Origin of the sequence: Janthinobacterium sp. MP5059B, from assembly GCF_001758645.1 — a bacterium.
GTDB lineage: Bacteria > Pseudomonadota > Gammaproteobacteria > Burkholderiales > Burkholderiaceae_D > Janthinobacterium > Janthinobacterium lividum.
Window position 1 is genome coordinate 105,686 of record NZ_LRHX01000023.1, and the last position, 14,945, is coordinate 120,630.

The window sequence follows — 14,945 nt, forward strand, 5'->3', positions numbered from 1 at the left end:
GCAATACGCGCAATCGCCAGGAAAACAGCGGCAATCCTTAACGTCCTGACGCCCTCCATCCTTACCATATTGAGATTGATTCTCAATACGAAAGGTCCGGTTTTTCATGGCAATGTTTCCCCTCCCCCCACGCGGCGTGCGCTGGCCCCGGCATGCCCTGCACGTCCTGGCCGCCCTCGGCTGCAGCCCCCTGGCGCAGGCGGCCGACGCGCCGGCCCCCGAGGCCAGCCTGCCCGTCATCGCCGTCACGGCCACGCGCGAAGCGGGCGCCAGCATGGGCAAGACGGGCGCCTCGCTGAAGGACACGCCGCAGTCGCTGAGCATCATCAGCCAGGAACGCATGCAGGAACAAAACCTGCAGACGCTCGACGACGTGCTGCAGCAGGCGACGGGCACCACCGTGCAGCCATTCCAGCTGCTGACCACGGCCTACTATGCGCGCGGCTTCAAGATCGATTCCTTCGAACAGGACGGCGTGCCCGTGCTGATGGGCAACATGGCCAGTCCGCAGCAAGACATGGCGATGCTGGAACGCGTGGAAATCCTGCGCGGCGCGAATGGCTTGCTGCATGGCAGCGGCAACCCTGCCGCCACCGTCAACCTGGTGGCCAAGCGGCCGCAAAAGAACTTCGCCGCGCAAGGTGCGCTGTCGGCCGGCAGCTGGGACCGGCGCCGTGGCGAAGCCGACATCGGCGGCCCCCTGAACGCCGCGGCCACGCTGCGCGCGCGCGTCGTCGCCACGCACGAGGAACGGGGCTTTTTCTATGACGTGGCGCAGCAGAACAGCAGCAATCTGTATGGCGTCGCCGAACTGGATCTGGCGCCGGGCAGCACGCTCAGCGCGGGTGTACAGAAACAGCGCATCCGTTCCATCACCAACATGGCAGGCGTGCCCCGCTATGCGGACGGCGGCGATATCGGCTTGCCCCGTTCCACCTATCTCGATGCGGCCTGGGACCAGTTCGACTGGGATACCCAGCGCGTCTTCGCCAGCCTGGAGCAGCATTTTGCCAATGGCTGGCAAGCCAAGGTGCAGGCCAATCACCTGTCCGGGGATTCCTTCCTGAAATACGCGGGTGCATATGGCGCCGCGCGCCGCGACCAGCGTCCATCCTCGAGCGTGATGGGCGCCGCCTACCGCTTCGACAATGGCCAGAACAGTGTGGACGCCTACGCCAGCGGTCCCTTCCGCCTGGGCGGACGCCAGCATGAATTGTTGTTGGGCGCCAACGTCCAGCACACGTCCAGCGAGCAGTTCTCCGCCAGCTTCCTGCCGACGCCGAAGGGCACCCATGACGTCTTCCACTGGAACCCGTACGCGCTGGCGGAACCGGCCACCAGCGCGTATGCCTCGCGCGGCCCGACCAAGGTCAGCCAGTGGGGCGCCTATGCCATGGGGCGCTTCCAGGTGAGCGACGCGCTGACGGCCATCGCAGGCACGCGCCTGAGCCGCTGGAAACAGGAAACGCGCACGGCGCGCGTGGAACCGGATACCCAGCTGACACCGTATGGCGGCCTGGTCTACGCCCTGTCGCCGCAATGGTCTGGCTATGGCAGCTACACGCAAGTGTTCCAGCCGCAAAGCCAGGCCACCGTCGACGGCAAGACGCTGGACCCGGTAACGGGCAACAACCTGGAAGCGGGAATCAAGGGCGCGCTGGCGAATGGCAAGCTCGACGTTTCCCTGGCCGTGTACCAGATCCGTCAGAACAAGCGGGCCCAGGAAGATCCGAATTTCCCTTGCGCGGGCAACGTCTGCTACTACATCGCCGGCGGCGAAGTGCAAAGCCGCGGCCTGGAAGCGGAAGCGAACGGCCAGCTGACGCCCGACCTGAACCTGTCGGCCGGCTACAGCTACAACACGACGCGCTACCTGAAGGATGCCGCATCGCAGGGTCAGCCGTTTGCCAGCTTCGCGCCCGCCCACATCCTGCGCGCGTGGGCCAACGCCACCCTGCCATGGGCCGGACGCCGTTTGAGCGCCGGGCTGGGCGTGCAGGCGCAAAGCCGCTACAGCGTCACCTCGGGCGGCGTGACGCTGCGCCAGGGCGGCTATGCGCTGGCCCATGCCCGCCTGGGCTGGCGCATCGACCGCCACTTCACGGCCGCGCTCAATATCAACAACCTGTTCGACAAACACTATTACCAGAGCCTGTCCGGCACGGCCTGGAACAACCGCTATGGCGAGCCGCGCAGCGTGATGCTGTCCCTGCGCGCCCAGTATTGAGGCCCCCATGAACGACAACACCTTGAACATTTTCCCGCTCGATGGCCACCTGCTCGCGCTGCACGCCGATGCGCTGGCCCTGGCCATTCCCTACCATGCACGCGGCAAGAGCCGCGCCGACTGGATCATCGGCGTCAAGCACGTCAGCGACACCCAGTCCGTGCACGGCGACCATTGGGAGCGCCACCCGCGCGGCGACGAAACCCTGTGCCTGCTCGAAGGCAGCATCGAACTGGTGCTGCAAACGGACGATGGCGCGGAACGCCGCGTCGCCTTGCAGGCGGGGCAAGCCTGCATCGTGCCGCGCGGCACCTGGCACCGGCTGCAGGTGGACGTCCCCGGACGCCTGCTGTTCATCACGCCCAGCATCGGCAGCGAACACCGCAAAGTGGGCGGTGCCGCATGAGGCCGGCACTGCGGCGGGCGCACCTGTGGCTGATGGTGGCGGCCCTGTACTTCACGCAAGGCGTGCCGCTGGGGCTGGCCATGGAAGCGCTGCCGGCCATGCTGCGCCGCGACGGCGCGCCACTCGACGCCCTGGCTTTTTTGCCGCTGGTGGGCTTGCCTTGGGTCCTGAAATTTCTCTGGGCGGCGCAAGTCGACAACCGCTGGAATGCCAGCGTGGGCCGGCGCCGCAGCTGGCTGCTGCCGATGCAGGCCCTGGCCGCCGCCTGCCTGCTGGGCGCCGCCCTGCTGGGACTGTCGGCCGCCACGGCGCCGCTGATCGTCGCCCTGGCAGCGATGGGTTCGCTGGCCAGCGCCACGCAGGATATCGCCACCGACGGCCTGCTGGCCGAACGCTTCGAAGGCGCCGCGCTGGGCCGCGCCAACGCCTTGCAGGTGGGCGGCACCATGGTGGGATTTTTCACGGGCGGCTCCGGGGTATTGATGCTGTCGGGCATGTTCGATCAACGCGTGGCGCTGCTGGCGCTGGCGGCGATCGGTGCGGCCAGCCTGGCGCTCGTCGTGCTGTGGCGCGAAACGCCGCTCGCGGCCCCGCTGCCGGCTTCGCTCACGGCAACGGGCAAGGCCAGCTTGCGCGGCTTCATCCGCCGGCCCGGTGCGCCGGCGCTGCTGGGCATCGCCTTTTTGTCGTCCATGACAGCCGTGGCCGGCTATGGCCTGTCGAAACTGCTGCTGGTCGACGCCGGCTGGCCGCTGGAAGATGTCGGCAAGGTGGGCATGGCCGGTGGCATGATCACCGTGCTGCTGGGCTGTGGCGGCGGCGCCTGGCTAATCGGCCGCCATGGCCCGCAGCGCATCTTCCTGCTGGGTATAGGCGTCTCGGCGGCCGCTGCCGGCCTGTGGCTGTGGCTGTGGCTGGCAGCGATGGCGGCGCCCCTGCCGTCCAGCCTAGTCTGGCTGGCGACGGCGCTGGGCTGCTTCGGCGCCGGCTGCGCATCGGTCTCCATGCTGACCATGGCGATGCAGTTTGCCCACCAGAGCGGCCAGGCGGGCACGGACATGACGGCCGTGCAAAGCATGCGCGACGGCGGTGAAATCCTCACCTCGTCCACCCTGACGGGCGTGGCGGCCACGGCCGGCTACGGCGGCAGTTTCACGCTCGGCATCGTCTGCGCCCTGCTGGCCATGCTGCTGGCGCGCCAGTTGGCGCAGCAACGCCAGCGGGCCTGAGCGCTCTGCTGTACAGTGCTGGCGATTGCAGACACGGGAGCATCGCTTGCACGACGACCGCTGGCAGGGAACCCTATGGCTGGCGCCAGACTTTGCCATTTTGCATGGCGCAGCGGGCGCCACGGACAGCCACGCCCATTATGCGCACCAGTTGATGCTGAGCACGGGCGCGCCCTTCACGGCCAAGCTCGACGGCATCGTCCACACGGCGCGGGACTTGCTGATCGACAGCCTGCGCCCGCACGCCATCCTGGCCGCGCCGGCGCCCCTGCTGACCATCTATGCGGAGCCGCAGCGCCTGGGCGGCGCGGCCCTGCTGGCAGCAGCCGCCAGCGCCGGCGTACCCAGCCTGGACAATCTGGCCGCCGCGCTGCAGGCGCAGCCACGCGAACGCTTGCCCGATCCCCGCTTGCGGCGGGCGCTGGACAAGGTCGATGCGCTGCTGTCGGGCAAGGTCAGCGCGGCCGCCGTGGCCGAGGCGGCGCATTTGTCGCTGAGCCAGCTGGAACGCCTGTTCAGCGCCCAGCTGGGCCTGCCCGTGCGACGCCTGGTGCTGTGGCGCCGCCTGCGCCTGGCCATCCGTTTCATCCTGCTCGGCAGTACCCTGACGGAGGCGGCCCACGGCGCCGGCTTTGCCGATGCCGCGCATTTTTCGCGCACCATGCGCAGCCTGTTTGGCGTGCGCGCCGACCGCAGCTTGCGCCAGCTCGACGTCAAGCTGCTCGACTAAGTTTTCGATGCAGCGCCTGCTTCAAGCCGGCCGGCAACTCGGGCGCCCGCACGCCCTCTTCCACGCGGAACGGTTCCAGCAGTTGCGCCCCGTATGCGGCCGGATAATCGGGACGGCTGCCGATGCCCAGGTCCTCGCCCCGCATGCGGTAGCCCGGTGCATCGAAACGCGTGCCCAGCAAGCGGTCCCAGCAGGTAAAAAACAGGCCGAAGTTCACGTCGCCGGCCGTGCCGTATTTCATGTGATGAAAACGGTGCAATGGCGCCCAGGCGAATATCTGGCGCAGCGGGCCCATGCGCATGTCGACATTCGCATGCTGCAGCAACAGCTGGATCGCCACGGCAAACGCCAGCACGGCCATGACACGCTCCGGTATGCCCAGCAGCAGCAAGGGCAGCATGCCGCCCGCCGCTTCCAGCAGCAGGTGCAGCGGGTGCTTCATCCAGCCATTGAAGCCATACAGGCGCTGCACGCTGTGGTGCACGGCATGCAGTTTCCACAGAAAATAATAGCGGTGGCTCAGGTAATGCACGAGCGTGATGCCGCAATCGGCGATGACGATCGCCATCAACAGTTGCGCCCAGAACGGCAGCTGGACTGGCCAGAATGCGCCCAGCGCCAGGTGCCCGGCCAGCAAGGGAAAGGCAGCCAGGCCCAGCAGATACAGCGCTTCATTGACGAGCGCATGCAGGCTGTCGCGCCAGCCGTCGCCGTGATCGTGGTTCCACGCGCCGTCATACGGCAGATAGCGTTCGGCAAGAAAGGAAGTGAGCAGGGCCAGCAGCAGCAAGGGCGGCAAGACCCAGAGAGAGTAATGACACACCGCAATCAGGTAACTGGCGGCGCCGATGAAGCCGGCCCAGAACGCGGGGCCGTACAGCGCGGCAAAGAGGGATTTCATGGCAAGGTACTCCTGTGGCAAAAACCACAGCATGGCCTTGTCCCCCGCCCCGCTGCTTGAAGAAACGGCGCAAGCTGCTTATTTGGCCTGCTTTGCAGCCTTTCTCGCCGCGTATTGCTGGTAGCCATTCGCGCGCAGGGCGCAGGCGGGGCAGGTGCCGCAGCCATAGCCCCAGTCGTGCAGCTCGCCCCGCTCGCCCAGGTAGCACGTATGCGTGCCGCTGCGGATCAGGTCGACCAGGGGCTGGCCGCCCAGGTCTTCCGCCAGGTCCCAGCTTTGCGCCTTGTCCAGCCACATCAGCGGCGTTTCCAGCTTCAATCGCGTATTCATGCCCAGGTTCAGGGCCACTTGCAGGGCCTTCATTGTGTCGTCACGGCAATCCGGGTAGCCGGAAAAATCCGTCTCGCACATGCCGCCGACGAGCACCGTCAAGCCGCGGCGGTACGCCACGGTGGCGGCCACGGTCATGAACAGCAAGTTGCGTCCAGGAACAAAAGTGTTCGGCAAGCCGTTTTCCTGCATGACGATCTCGACGTTCTGCGTCATGGCCGTATCGGAAATGGCGGAAATCAGGGACAGATCGATCATGTGATCCTGGCCCAGGCGGCTATCCCATTCGGGCGACTGCTGGCGCATCTGCTCCAGTACGCCAGGACGCACGGTCAGTTCGATCGCGTGGCGCTGTCCATAGTCAAAGCCGATGGTTTCCACGCGGCTATAGTGTTTCAAGGCCCAGGCCAGGCAGGTGGTGGAATCTTGTCCACCGCTGAAGAGCACCAGTGCGGAGTCCGTTGCTAGCATAATTTCTTTCTTTCAGTTTTATTCTGTCCAATAGTGCGCAGGGAAACAGGATTCCCCATGCAAAAAATACTTATTCGTCCGCCATCAGTTTACCTATTCCGGTAACATGCAGTCAGCATTTACTCATCTGGAGCACCATGTTTTCTGCACGACCCATACGGCATACGGCTGCCGGCAAGGCGATACGACCACGGATTTTGGCACAAGTAGTGACAAAAGTAATGGGTCAACTGACACTGGCGGCCGCCGGCAGTGTCATCCTGGCATGCCCGGCCGTCCAGGCGCGCGCGCAGGAGGAAACGCAAGAGCGTCCGCAAGACGCGGCCGCCGGCACCCCTTCCACGGAAGCGGCGCCCGCCCCGCTGCAGTACGAGGTCAAGGTCAACGCACCGGGCGACCTCGATGAGTTGCTCGAAAAAAACCTGGATCTGGAACGCTTCCGCGGCAACCCGCGCATGGACCGCGAGCAATTGCAGCGCCTCGTGCGCGATACGCCCGAGCAAGCCAAAAACCTCGTCGCCACGGCCGGCTATTACACGCCCGTCGTCACGGTGCGCGTCGATACGACGGGCGCCAAACCCGTCGTCATCGTCGACCTTGACCCGGGCCAGCCGGTGACCATCGACAAGGTCGAGCTGGAATTGCGCGGCTTCGACCCCACGCCGCCGCTGGCCGCCAGCGAACCCTACGATACGGAAGCCCTGAAGCGCAGCTGGTCCCTGAAGACGGGCAGCGTGTTTCGCCAATCCGACTGGGAATCGGCCAAGCGCGCCCTGCTGCGCGAAGTGGTGCAAACGCGCTACCCGCGCGCCCAGCTGGTCGATACGCAAGCCGTGGTCGATCCGGAAACGCACAAGGTCTCCCTGCTGGTGGTGCTCGACAGCGGCCCCGAGCTGCGCTTCGGCGAACTGCGCATCGAAGGCTTGAAGCGCTACGATGCCAGCATCATCCGCAACCTCGACAAGATACGCCCTGGCGAGTACTACAGCGAATCGGCGCTGCAATCGTTCCAGGCGCGCCTGCAGGACACGGGCTATTTTGCCAGCGTGGAAGTGAGCGCCGACATGAGCAGCATCCTCAATGAGCAGATCGAGGCAGGTCAGGAAAGCCAGCAAGCCGAGGTCGAAGGTGCCAGCGCCGCCGCCGAAGCCAAGCCGGCCAACCGCGGCCCCGCGCCGCTGCTGCCGCTGGTGGTGCGCGTGACGGAAAACAAGCAGCAGAACGTCAGCGCCGGTCTCGGTTTCAGTACGAACACGGGGAATCGCGCCCAGCTCAACTATGACAATCTGAACGTGTGGGGCACGCGCTTCAAGAGCGCGATCACCATGGAAACGAAGAAACAGGCGGCCCACGCCAATTTTTACTTTCCCACGACCGAGCGCGGCTACAACGACAGCGCGGGCGCCTCGTTCGAGCGCAGCGACATTTCCAACGAAATCACGGCCGTGACCACCATCTCGGCCAAGCGCAACTGGGGTGGCACCAACCTCGAGCGCAGCCTGACGTTCGAGTTCCTCAGCGAAGACAAGACCGTCGTCGGCCTGGAACAGACGCGCAGCAAGAGCTTGCCACTGACCTATGCCATCACCAAGCGCAGCCTCGACAGCCTGCTATTCCCCACCAAGGGCTATGTCATCAACGCCCAGGTGGGCGGCGCCCTGCTGCCCGTGCTGACGGACGAGCGCTTCGTGCGCGTGGCCGGCAAGGCCGTGTATTACCGTCCGCTCGGTGAAAAGGGCGAACTGATCGTGCGCGGCGAAATGGGCGCGCTGGGCTCGAAGGAAAAACGCGGCGTGCCGGCCGTCTACCTGTTCCGCGCGGGCGGCGACCAGTCGGTGCGCGGCTATGCCTACCAGGAACTGGGCGTCAAGGAAGGCGACGCCACCATCGGTGGTCGCTACATGCTCACCGGCAGCGCCGAATACCAGTACTGGTTCAAGCCGAAGTGGGCCATCGCCGCCTTCTATGACGCCGGCAACGCGGCCGATACCGTGAAAGCGGCCATGACGCCGAAATCGGGCTATGGCCTGGGCGGGCGCTACAAGAGCCCCGTCGGCCCCATCAATGTCGACGTGGCGTATGGCCACGCCGTCCACGCCTACCGTTTGCACTTCTCTCTGGGATTCACTTTCTGATGTCCGATATTACTACCGAGTCCCACGACGCCGCGCCGCCACCGCCGGCGAAAAAACCGCGCCGCTGGGTGCGTTATGTGCTGATCGCCATCGCCAGCCTGGCCGTGCTGCTGGGCGGCGCCTTCTGGTTCCTGGGCCGCGAATCGACCTTGCAGATGCTGGTGCAAAAAGTGGCCAGCGCCAGCGGCGGCGAAATCGAAGTGTCGGGCGTGTCCGGCTCGCTGTACAACCGCATGCACCTGGGCCACGTCAGCTACCGCAGCAAGACGCAGCACATCACGGCCGACAACATCGATATCAACTGGTCGCCATTCCAGTTCTTCTCGGAAGGCATCGCCATCAGCGAACTGCACGTGGCCAGCCTGTCCGTGGAAAGCACGGCGCCGTCCGAAGAACCATCGACCATGCCTGCCAGCCTGGCCTCGCCCTTCAAGATCGGCATTGCCGACGCGCGCCTGGACAAGGTGACCCTGGTGAGCGCGGGCGGCAACACAGTGTTTGAAAAGATCCATTTCAGCCTGTCGGGCGACAAGACGCAATGGCAGCTGGAAGACGCTTCGGCCCTGACGCCCTTCGGCCAGGCCACGGCCAGCGCGACGATTGCCGCCACGCAACCGTTCAAACTCGGCGGCAAGGCAAGTTTGACGCAGCTCACCCCCGCCGCCGGTGAAAAACCCGCCGCCCTCGCCTTGCAACTGGGCGGCGACCTGAATGTGCTGAACGTGACAGCCAAGGGCAGCGCGGGCGCGGCCACGGCCGACGCCCAGCTGGCGCTGGCGCCGTTCGACCCCGTCATCATCCTGCGCTCGGCCAGCATCCGTGGCCGCAACATCAATCCGGGCAAGTTCGACGCCACCCTGCCGCAGGCGGACCTGAGCCTGGAACTCGACGCCGCCATCGATACGCGGCCCAACGCGCAAACCGTGTCGGGCAAGCTGGCCATCCTCAACCACGCCACGCCCGGCCCCATCGACCAGCAAAAGCTGCCGCTGCGCCAGTTCGAGGCGCGCCTGGGCGGCACCCTGACGGCCACCACGCTCGAGTCGGCTATCATCGATTTCGGCAATGCGGGCAAATTCACGGGTAGCGGCAAGCTCAACCGCGACGCCGTCGACGGCCCCATCGGCAACGCGCAGCTGACCTTGCACACCGACAAGATCGACTTGCAACACATTTACAGCAGCATCAACAGCACGAAGATCGTCGGCGACATCGTGCTCGACAGCGATGGCAAGACGCAGACCCTGCGCGCCAAGCTGGGCGAAGCCAAGCTGCGTCTGGACGTGGAAGCCACCCTGGCCGACTCGCTCGTGCAATTGCGCAAGGCAACCTTGCAAGCAGGCAAAAGCAGCGTGAATGCGACGGGCCAGATCAGCCTGAAGGACGATCAGCCCTTCAAGGCCTTGGCCAATGCCAGCCGCCTCAATCCCGCCGACTTCGGCGCCTTCCCCGTGGCCGACCTGAACCTCGACGTGCGCGCCAATGGCCACGTGGCGCCCCAGTGGCTGGCGAATGCGGACTTCACCGTACGCCCCAGCAAGCTGCTCGACCAGCCCCTGTCGGGCAAGGGCAAGCTGACGGCCGATGCGGCCCACTTCAGCGGCATCGACGTGCAATTGGCGCTGGGCAAGAACAACGTGACGGCCAAGGGCAACTTTGGCGGCGCCGGTGAAAAGCTCAACTGGAATGTCGATGCACGGCAACTTTCCGCCCTGCAGGGCGACTTGCTGGGCACCGTGCTGGCCAGCGGCGTGGTGCAAGGCACCCTGCAGCAGCCGCGCACGAGCTTTGTTGCCGATGCAAAAGGATTGGGTCTCACCAGCGGCAAGCGCCCTGCGCCGGACAGCGCCATCCACGCCAGCGGCGACGTGGGCTTGACGGGACCGAAAAAGGAAGCGGAACTGAAAATGACGGGTTCCTTGCAAAAGATCAACCCGGCCGCGTTTGGCGCATCACTGCCCAACGGCAACGTCAATGCGGATTTCAACGGCAACGGCCGCCTGAGCGGCGACTGGCAAGTGGCCCTCAACCTGGCCCTGCGCGAATCGACCCTGCAAAACGCCCCGCTGGCCGGCTACGCCAAGCTGTCGGCCAACGCGAAACGCATCGACAGCGTGGATACGGAACTGCGCCTGGGGCCGAACAGCCTGCTGGCCAAGGGCGCGCTGGGCGGCGCCACCGACAAGCTGACGTGGAAACTCGATGCGCCGCAACTGTCGACCCTGGGTCCGCGCTTTGCCGGCGTGCTGCAGGCAGCCGGCTCCGTCAGCGGCAAGATGGACGCGCCCGCCGCGCAACTGACGCTCGACGGCCGTGACCTGACCTTCTTTGGCGACCAGCAACTGAAATCCATCAAAGGCAGCGCCAGCGTGGGCGCCGGCCAAGGCGCGCTCGACCCCATGGTCAGCAGCCTGGACATCACGGGTTACAGCACGCCCACCTTCAAGCTGGCCAGCGCCCACCTGGGCACGACGGGCACGCGCGGCAGCCATACGGTGAGTTTGGCGGCGCGCAACGACGATTTCGATGCAACCGTGCAAATTCGCGGCAGCCAGAGCGGCGCCGGCTGGACGGGCACCATCGACAGCCTGCAAAACAAGGGCCGCTATGCGCTGGTGCTGCAAGCGCCCGTGCCCGTCAAGGTGGCCGGTCCTGCCGGCAGCGGCGTGGCGGGCCTCGGGCAGCCCGAGCAGATCAGCGTGGGCAACACCGTCATCAAATTGCCAGCAGGCAGCATCACCATGCAAAGCCTGGTCAAGAACGGCCCGCGCTGGACCAGTTCCGGCCAGGCGGCCGGCGTGGCGCTGACCTACCTGGCGCAAGTGATCCCCGCGCTGCAGGCCAATGCGCGCAGCGACCTGACCCTGGGCGCGCAGTGGTCGCTCGACATGCAGGTGCCGACGGCCAAGCAGAAAGATCCGTCACTGGCCGGCATGCTGCACATCTACCGCGAAAAAGGCGACGTGACGGTAGGCGTGGAACAGCCGCTGGCGCTGGGCTTGCGCACCCTGGATGCCCGCGTGGATGTCGCCAACCAGCAGCTGCGCCTGGCCGTGAAACTCGACGGCGCGCGCGCGGGCCAGAGCGACATCAATGCCACCGTGCAAATGCTGGGCGGGCGCATCAGCAACGACAGCGCCCTCTCGCTGACGGGCACGACCAGCATCGATTCGCTGGCGTGGCTGGCGCCGCTGACGGGCCAGCCGGGCCTGGAACTGGGCGGCGCCCTGAAGGTCGCGCTGGCCGGCAGCGGCACCATCGGCGCGCCGCAATTGAATGGCGACATCAACGGCAGCAAGCTGCTGGTGAACTGGGCCGACCAGGGCTTGAAGTTGCGCAATGGCGTGCTGCAAGCCAAGCTGGCCGGCGATCAATTGCAATTGCAGCGCCTGAGCTTTGACGGCGGCGATGGCAAGGTGCAGGCAGATGGCTGGGTACGCTTTGCGAATGGCGAAGCGAGCCTGGAACTGAAACTGATGGCCGACCGCCTGCAGGCGCTGTCGCGCCCCGACCGTACCTTGATCCTGTCGGGCAACAGCACCCTGGTGCGCAACGACAAGCGCTTCAGCTTCGAGGGCAAGTTCAAGGCCAACCGCGCGCTGATCGAGCTGGCGCCGCAAGACACGCCGACGCAAAGCAGCGACGTGGTGGTGCTGGGCAAGGAAGTCAAGGGCGGCAAGGAAGCGCCTTCGCTCCCCCTGAATATCGACCTCGAGTTCGACCTGGGCAATGCCTTCCACCTGCGCGGCATGGGCATCGATGCGGACCTGGCGGGCAATGTGCGCGCCAGGGTCATCAACCGCGCCGCGCCGCGCGTGACGGGCAGCATCCGGGTCGTCAATGGCCTGTATGCGGCGTATGGGCAGAAACTGGCCATCGAACGGGGCTTGATCGCCTTCACGGGCGCCTACGACAACCCGTCCCTGAACATCCTCGCCGTGCGCAAGCGCCCCGAGGGCGAAGCCTTGTCGGAAACGAATGTGGAAGCGGGCGTGGAAGTGCGCGGCACGGCCCAGGCGCCGACGGCCAAGCTGGTCTCCACGCCCAGCGTGTCGGACAGCGACAAGCTGGCCTGGCTGATCCTGGGCCACGGCGCGGAAACGGCGGCCGGCGATGAAATGGCCCTCTTGACGACGGCTGCGGGCGCCCTCTTCGGCGGCTCCGGCGGCGGCTTGCAGGGCAAGCTGGCCAGTTCGCTGGGACTCGATGAAGTGGGCCTGTCGCAGGCGCAAGGGCTGGAAAGCACGGTCGTCACCGTCGGCAAGCGCCTGTCCTCGCGCGCCTACCTGACGTTCGAGCAAGGCACGAGCACGGCGACGAGCCTGGTCAAGCTGCGCTACAAGCTGAACCGCCGCATCACCCTGCAATTCCAGACGGGCACGAACAATGCCCTGGACGTTTTATATACGTGGGCATTCGACTAGATCGAGCGTAGGTCGGATTAGCGGCGCAGCCGCGTAATCCGACGCCGCCAGAAACAACAAAGGGCGCCTCGGCGCCCTTTTCTTTGCTCTGCCGCAAGCGGCTTACTCGGCCACGTCGAGCCCACGCTCGATCATGCCTTCGACATACGCGCGCAGGTATTGTTCCAGCGCGGGGCCGGACAGCACGTTGGCCGTCAGCGCGCCGTGCGGCGAGCCTTTCAGCACGCCGTCGTGATACACGCGCGCAATCCAGGCCACGTCCGCGCCCTGGGTGTAATCGAGTTCATAGTCGAACGATTCTCCGCTGACTTTGCGTGTGTAGACTTCCTTGACAATTGCCATCTAAAACAGCCTTTCTTGACGAGATTAACTGGGATGCGGGTGCGGTACGGGATCGTCCTGCGGCACCGGATGCACGGGCCCCGGATGATGCCCGGGCGCTTCTTGCGGCTCCGGCGCCGGCATGGGTTCATCGACGGGCGCCGGGTCGGGCGCGCGGTGGGCATGGATGACGGACATGGCTGGCCTCCCGGTGGACAAAAGAAGACCATACCACGAGATGCCCGCCGCCTGTCCATATTTGCCTGCCGGCCTGGCGTCCGCGGCCACGGCATGGCGTGACAGGGCATAGTGCTTGCATGCCATGTAAATGTCAACATGCAACTTTACCGTTTGACAAGCATCGCCGCCCGTCCCCATCTGGCTTACAATCGCTGTTTTACCCGTACCCGATTGCATACATGGAAACCACCACCCTCGCCCTGCTGTTACTGGTCCCGCTGCTGGTCTGGCGCATTTATTCGCGCCTGAAAAAACTGGTGGCGCGCCAGAAATCGCAGCTGTGGCGGCACTGGACCGTGGCGATCACGTTTCCCGCGCTGCTGCTGTTCCTGGCGACGACGACGAAATTCGACATCCTGCCCCTGTCCAGCCTGGGCGCCGCTGCCCTGGCCGGCGGCTGGCTGGGCGTGCTGGGCTTGAAGCTGACGCGCTTCGAACAGGTCGGCAAGGACTTTTTCTTTACCCAGCACCGCTACCTGGGCCTGACCATCACGATGCTGTTCATCGCCCGCTTGCTGTACCGCGGCATGCAAATCTATCTGAACTCGCGCCTCGACGTGCCCGTGCCGCCGCCACCGTTTGGCCAGAGCGCGCTGACCATGGCCGCCTACGGCCTCGTCATCGGCTACTACGCCGTGTATGCGTGGGGCCTCGTGCGCTGGCGCCAGCGCAACCAGCCGCTGCAGGCGCCCGAGTAAGTCATCCCGTCAATAGTACTGGCACAGGCCGGTACACGTCGTCACCGACAGCGCCTGGCGGATCGTCGCCAGCGCCGGCGCCAGGGCCGGATCAAGGTCCTTGTCCGCATCCGCCAGGCTGTTCAGCAGACGTTCGCGCAAGGGCGGCGGCATCAGGCCCGCGTTCGCCGTGGCGTGCTGCGCGGCTGCTTCCAGCATCATTTTCTTTTGCGCCACGTTCCAGAACGCCACCTGCACGAACTGCACCACGCCGGAGTAAGCCGTGCTCGATCCCTTGCTGAAGGCACGCGCGCGCATGCGCTCGGCCCCGCTCACCTCCTGCCCCGGCTGGTGACTGAATTCCTGCTCCATTAGACGGATCAAGTGCGCATGGCAATGCAGGCCAAAGGCGAACATGGTGCTCATCTCATCGCCATAATTGGCCAGGTTCTGCGTCACTTGCTCCTTGCGCGCCTGCTGCAATTCGGCGCCCGACAGCGGCAGCGGCAGCGCGAGGCCAAATTGGTAATAGGCCTTGCCCACGTTGGTGGCACGCTCGCACAGGGCCACGCTCTGGTTCATGTCCTGCAGCGCCGCGACGGGCGCCTGGAACAGGCGCGGCGCATCGGTCATCCGGGCAAACAACACTGCCACGTCAGGGTCGCCCAGGCGCGGCAAGCCGCCTTGTGGCGTCGCCTTGGCCATCATCGCTTCCAGGCGCGCGCTGGCTTGCTGGAAATCGGTATAGCTGTCGGCCCAGGCGGCGGGCGCCACGAGGGCGGAGGAAAGGCAGAGCAGGCGGCCGATGCGGCGCAGCGGCGGGGAAATCGATAGGGACATCAGATCAGAAGAAT

Annotated in this window: 12 protein-coding genes; 7 read left to right on the top strand and 5 right to left on the bottom strand. The window is 65.6% G+C overall.

Annotated features, from left to right (window positions below; genetic code table 11):
- Positions 1 to 106: 106 nt before the first annotated feature.
- From JAB1_RS28075 to JAB1_RS28090, 4 genes are read left to right on the top strand one after another with little or no spacing between them, the layout of a single operon-like run.
- A complete protein-coding gene (locus tag JAB1_RS28075) occupies positions 107 to 2,227 on the top strand; it encodes a TonB-dependent siderophore receptor (RefSeq protein WP_254672291.1) in 2,121 nt (706 codons plus the stop codon).
- A 7-nt stretch (positions 2,228 to 2,234) separates the two neighbouring features.
- On the top strand, positions 2,235 to 2,633 hold the full coding sequence (locus JAB1_RS28080; protein WP_070282946.1) for a cupin domain-containing protein: 399 nt from the start codon (positions 2,235 to 2,237) through the stop codon (positions 2,631 to 2,633).
- A complete protein-coding gene (locus JAB1_RS28085) occupies positions 2,630 to 3,862 on the top strand; it encodes a RhtX/FptX family siderophore transporter (RefSeq protein ID WP_070282948.1) in 1,233 nt (410 codons plus the stop codon). Before JAB1_RS28080 ends, JAB1_RS28085 begins: the two co-directional genes overlap by 4 nt.
- 46 nt (positions 3,863 to 3,908) lie before the next feature.
- The gene (locus tag JAB1_RS28090; RefSeq protein ID WP_070282950.1) at positions 3,909 to 4,592 is read left to right on the top strand and encodes an AraC family transcriptional regulator; all 684 of its coding nucleotides are present in this window, start codon (positions 3,909 to 3,911) and stop codon (positions 4,590 to 4,592) included.
- Here the strand turns inward: JAB1_RS28090 and JAB1_RS28095 are convergent.
- Positions 4,576 to 5,493, bottom strand: a complete 918-nt coding sequence (locus tag JAB1_RS28095; RefSeq protein ID WP_070283064.1) for a sterol desaturase family protein — start codon at positions 5,491 to 5,493, stop codon at positions 4,576 to 4,578. The two genes, JAB1_RS28090 and JAB1_RS28095, sit on opposite strands and share 17 nt — an antisense overlap.
- 78 nt (positions 5,494 to 5,571) lie before the next feature.
- Complete coding sequence (gene queC / locus JAB1_RS28100) at positions 5,572 to 6,294, bottom strand: 7-cyano-7-deazaguanine synthase QueC (protein ID WP_034784336.1); 723 nt, start codon at positions 6,292 to 6,294, stop codon at positions 5,572 to 5,574.
- Between the two features lie 221 nt (positions 6,295 to 6,515).
- Here queC and JAB1_RS28105 point away from each other — a divergent pair, with 221 nt between their 5' ends.
- Positions 6,516 to 8,429 (top strand): autotransporter assembly complex family protein, encoded by a 1,914-nt coding sequence (locus JAB1_RS28105; RefSeq protein ID WP_034784338.1) that lies wholly within the window; start codon positions 6,516 to 6,518, stop codon positions 8,427 to 8,429.
- Positions 8,429 to 12,853 (top strand): translocation/assembly module TamB domain-containing protein, encoded by a 4,425-nt coding sequence (locus JAB1_RS28110; protein ID WP_070282952.1) that lies wholly within the window; start codon positions 8,429 to 8,431, stop codon positions 12,851 to 12,853. The genes JAB1_RS28105 and JAB1_RS28110 overlap by 1 nt, the downstream gene beginning before the upstream one ends.
- Before the next feature lie 102 nt (positions 12,854 to 12,955).
- On the opposite strand, the gene JAB1_RS28115 is transcribed toward JAB1_RS28110, so the two are convergent.
- Entirely contained in the window at positions 12,956 to 13,195 is a 240-nt protein-coding gene (locus JAB1_RS28115; protein WP_034753464.1) for a hypothetical protein, read from the bottom strand.
- Between the two features lie 24 nt (positions 13,196 to 13,219).
- Positions 13,220 to 13,372 carry a hypothetical protein gene (locus JAB1_RS30065; RefSeq protein ID WP_168208500.1) on the bottom strand — a complete coding sequence of 51 codons (153 nt, stop codon included), beginning with the start codon at positions 13,370 to 13,372 and terminating at the stop codon, positions 13,220 to 13,222.
- Positions 13,373 to 13,593: 221 nt separating this feature from the next.
- On the opposite strand from JAB1_RS30065, the gene JAB1_RS28120 reads away from it, so the two are divergent.
- Positions 13,594 to 14,112 (top strand): hypothetical protein, encoded by a 519-nt coding sequence (locus JAB1_RS28120; RefSeq protein ID WP_070282954.1) that lies wholly within the window; start codon positions 13,594 to 13,596, stop codon positions 14,110 to 14,112.
- A 9-nt stretch (positions 14,113 to 14,121) separates the two neighbouring features.
- On the opposite strand, the gene JAB1_RS28125 is transcribed toward JAB1_RS28120, so the two are convergent.
- A complete protein-coding gene (locus JAB1_RS28125) occupies positions 14,122 to 14,931 on the bottom strand; it encodes a hypothetical protein (protein ID WP_070282956.1) in 810 nt (269 codons plus the stop codon).
- Between the last annotated feature and the right edge of the window lie 14 nt (positions 14,932 to 14,945).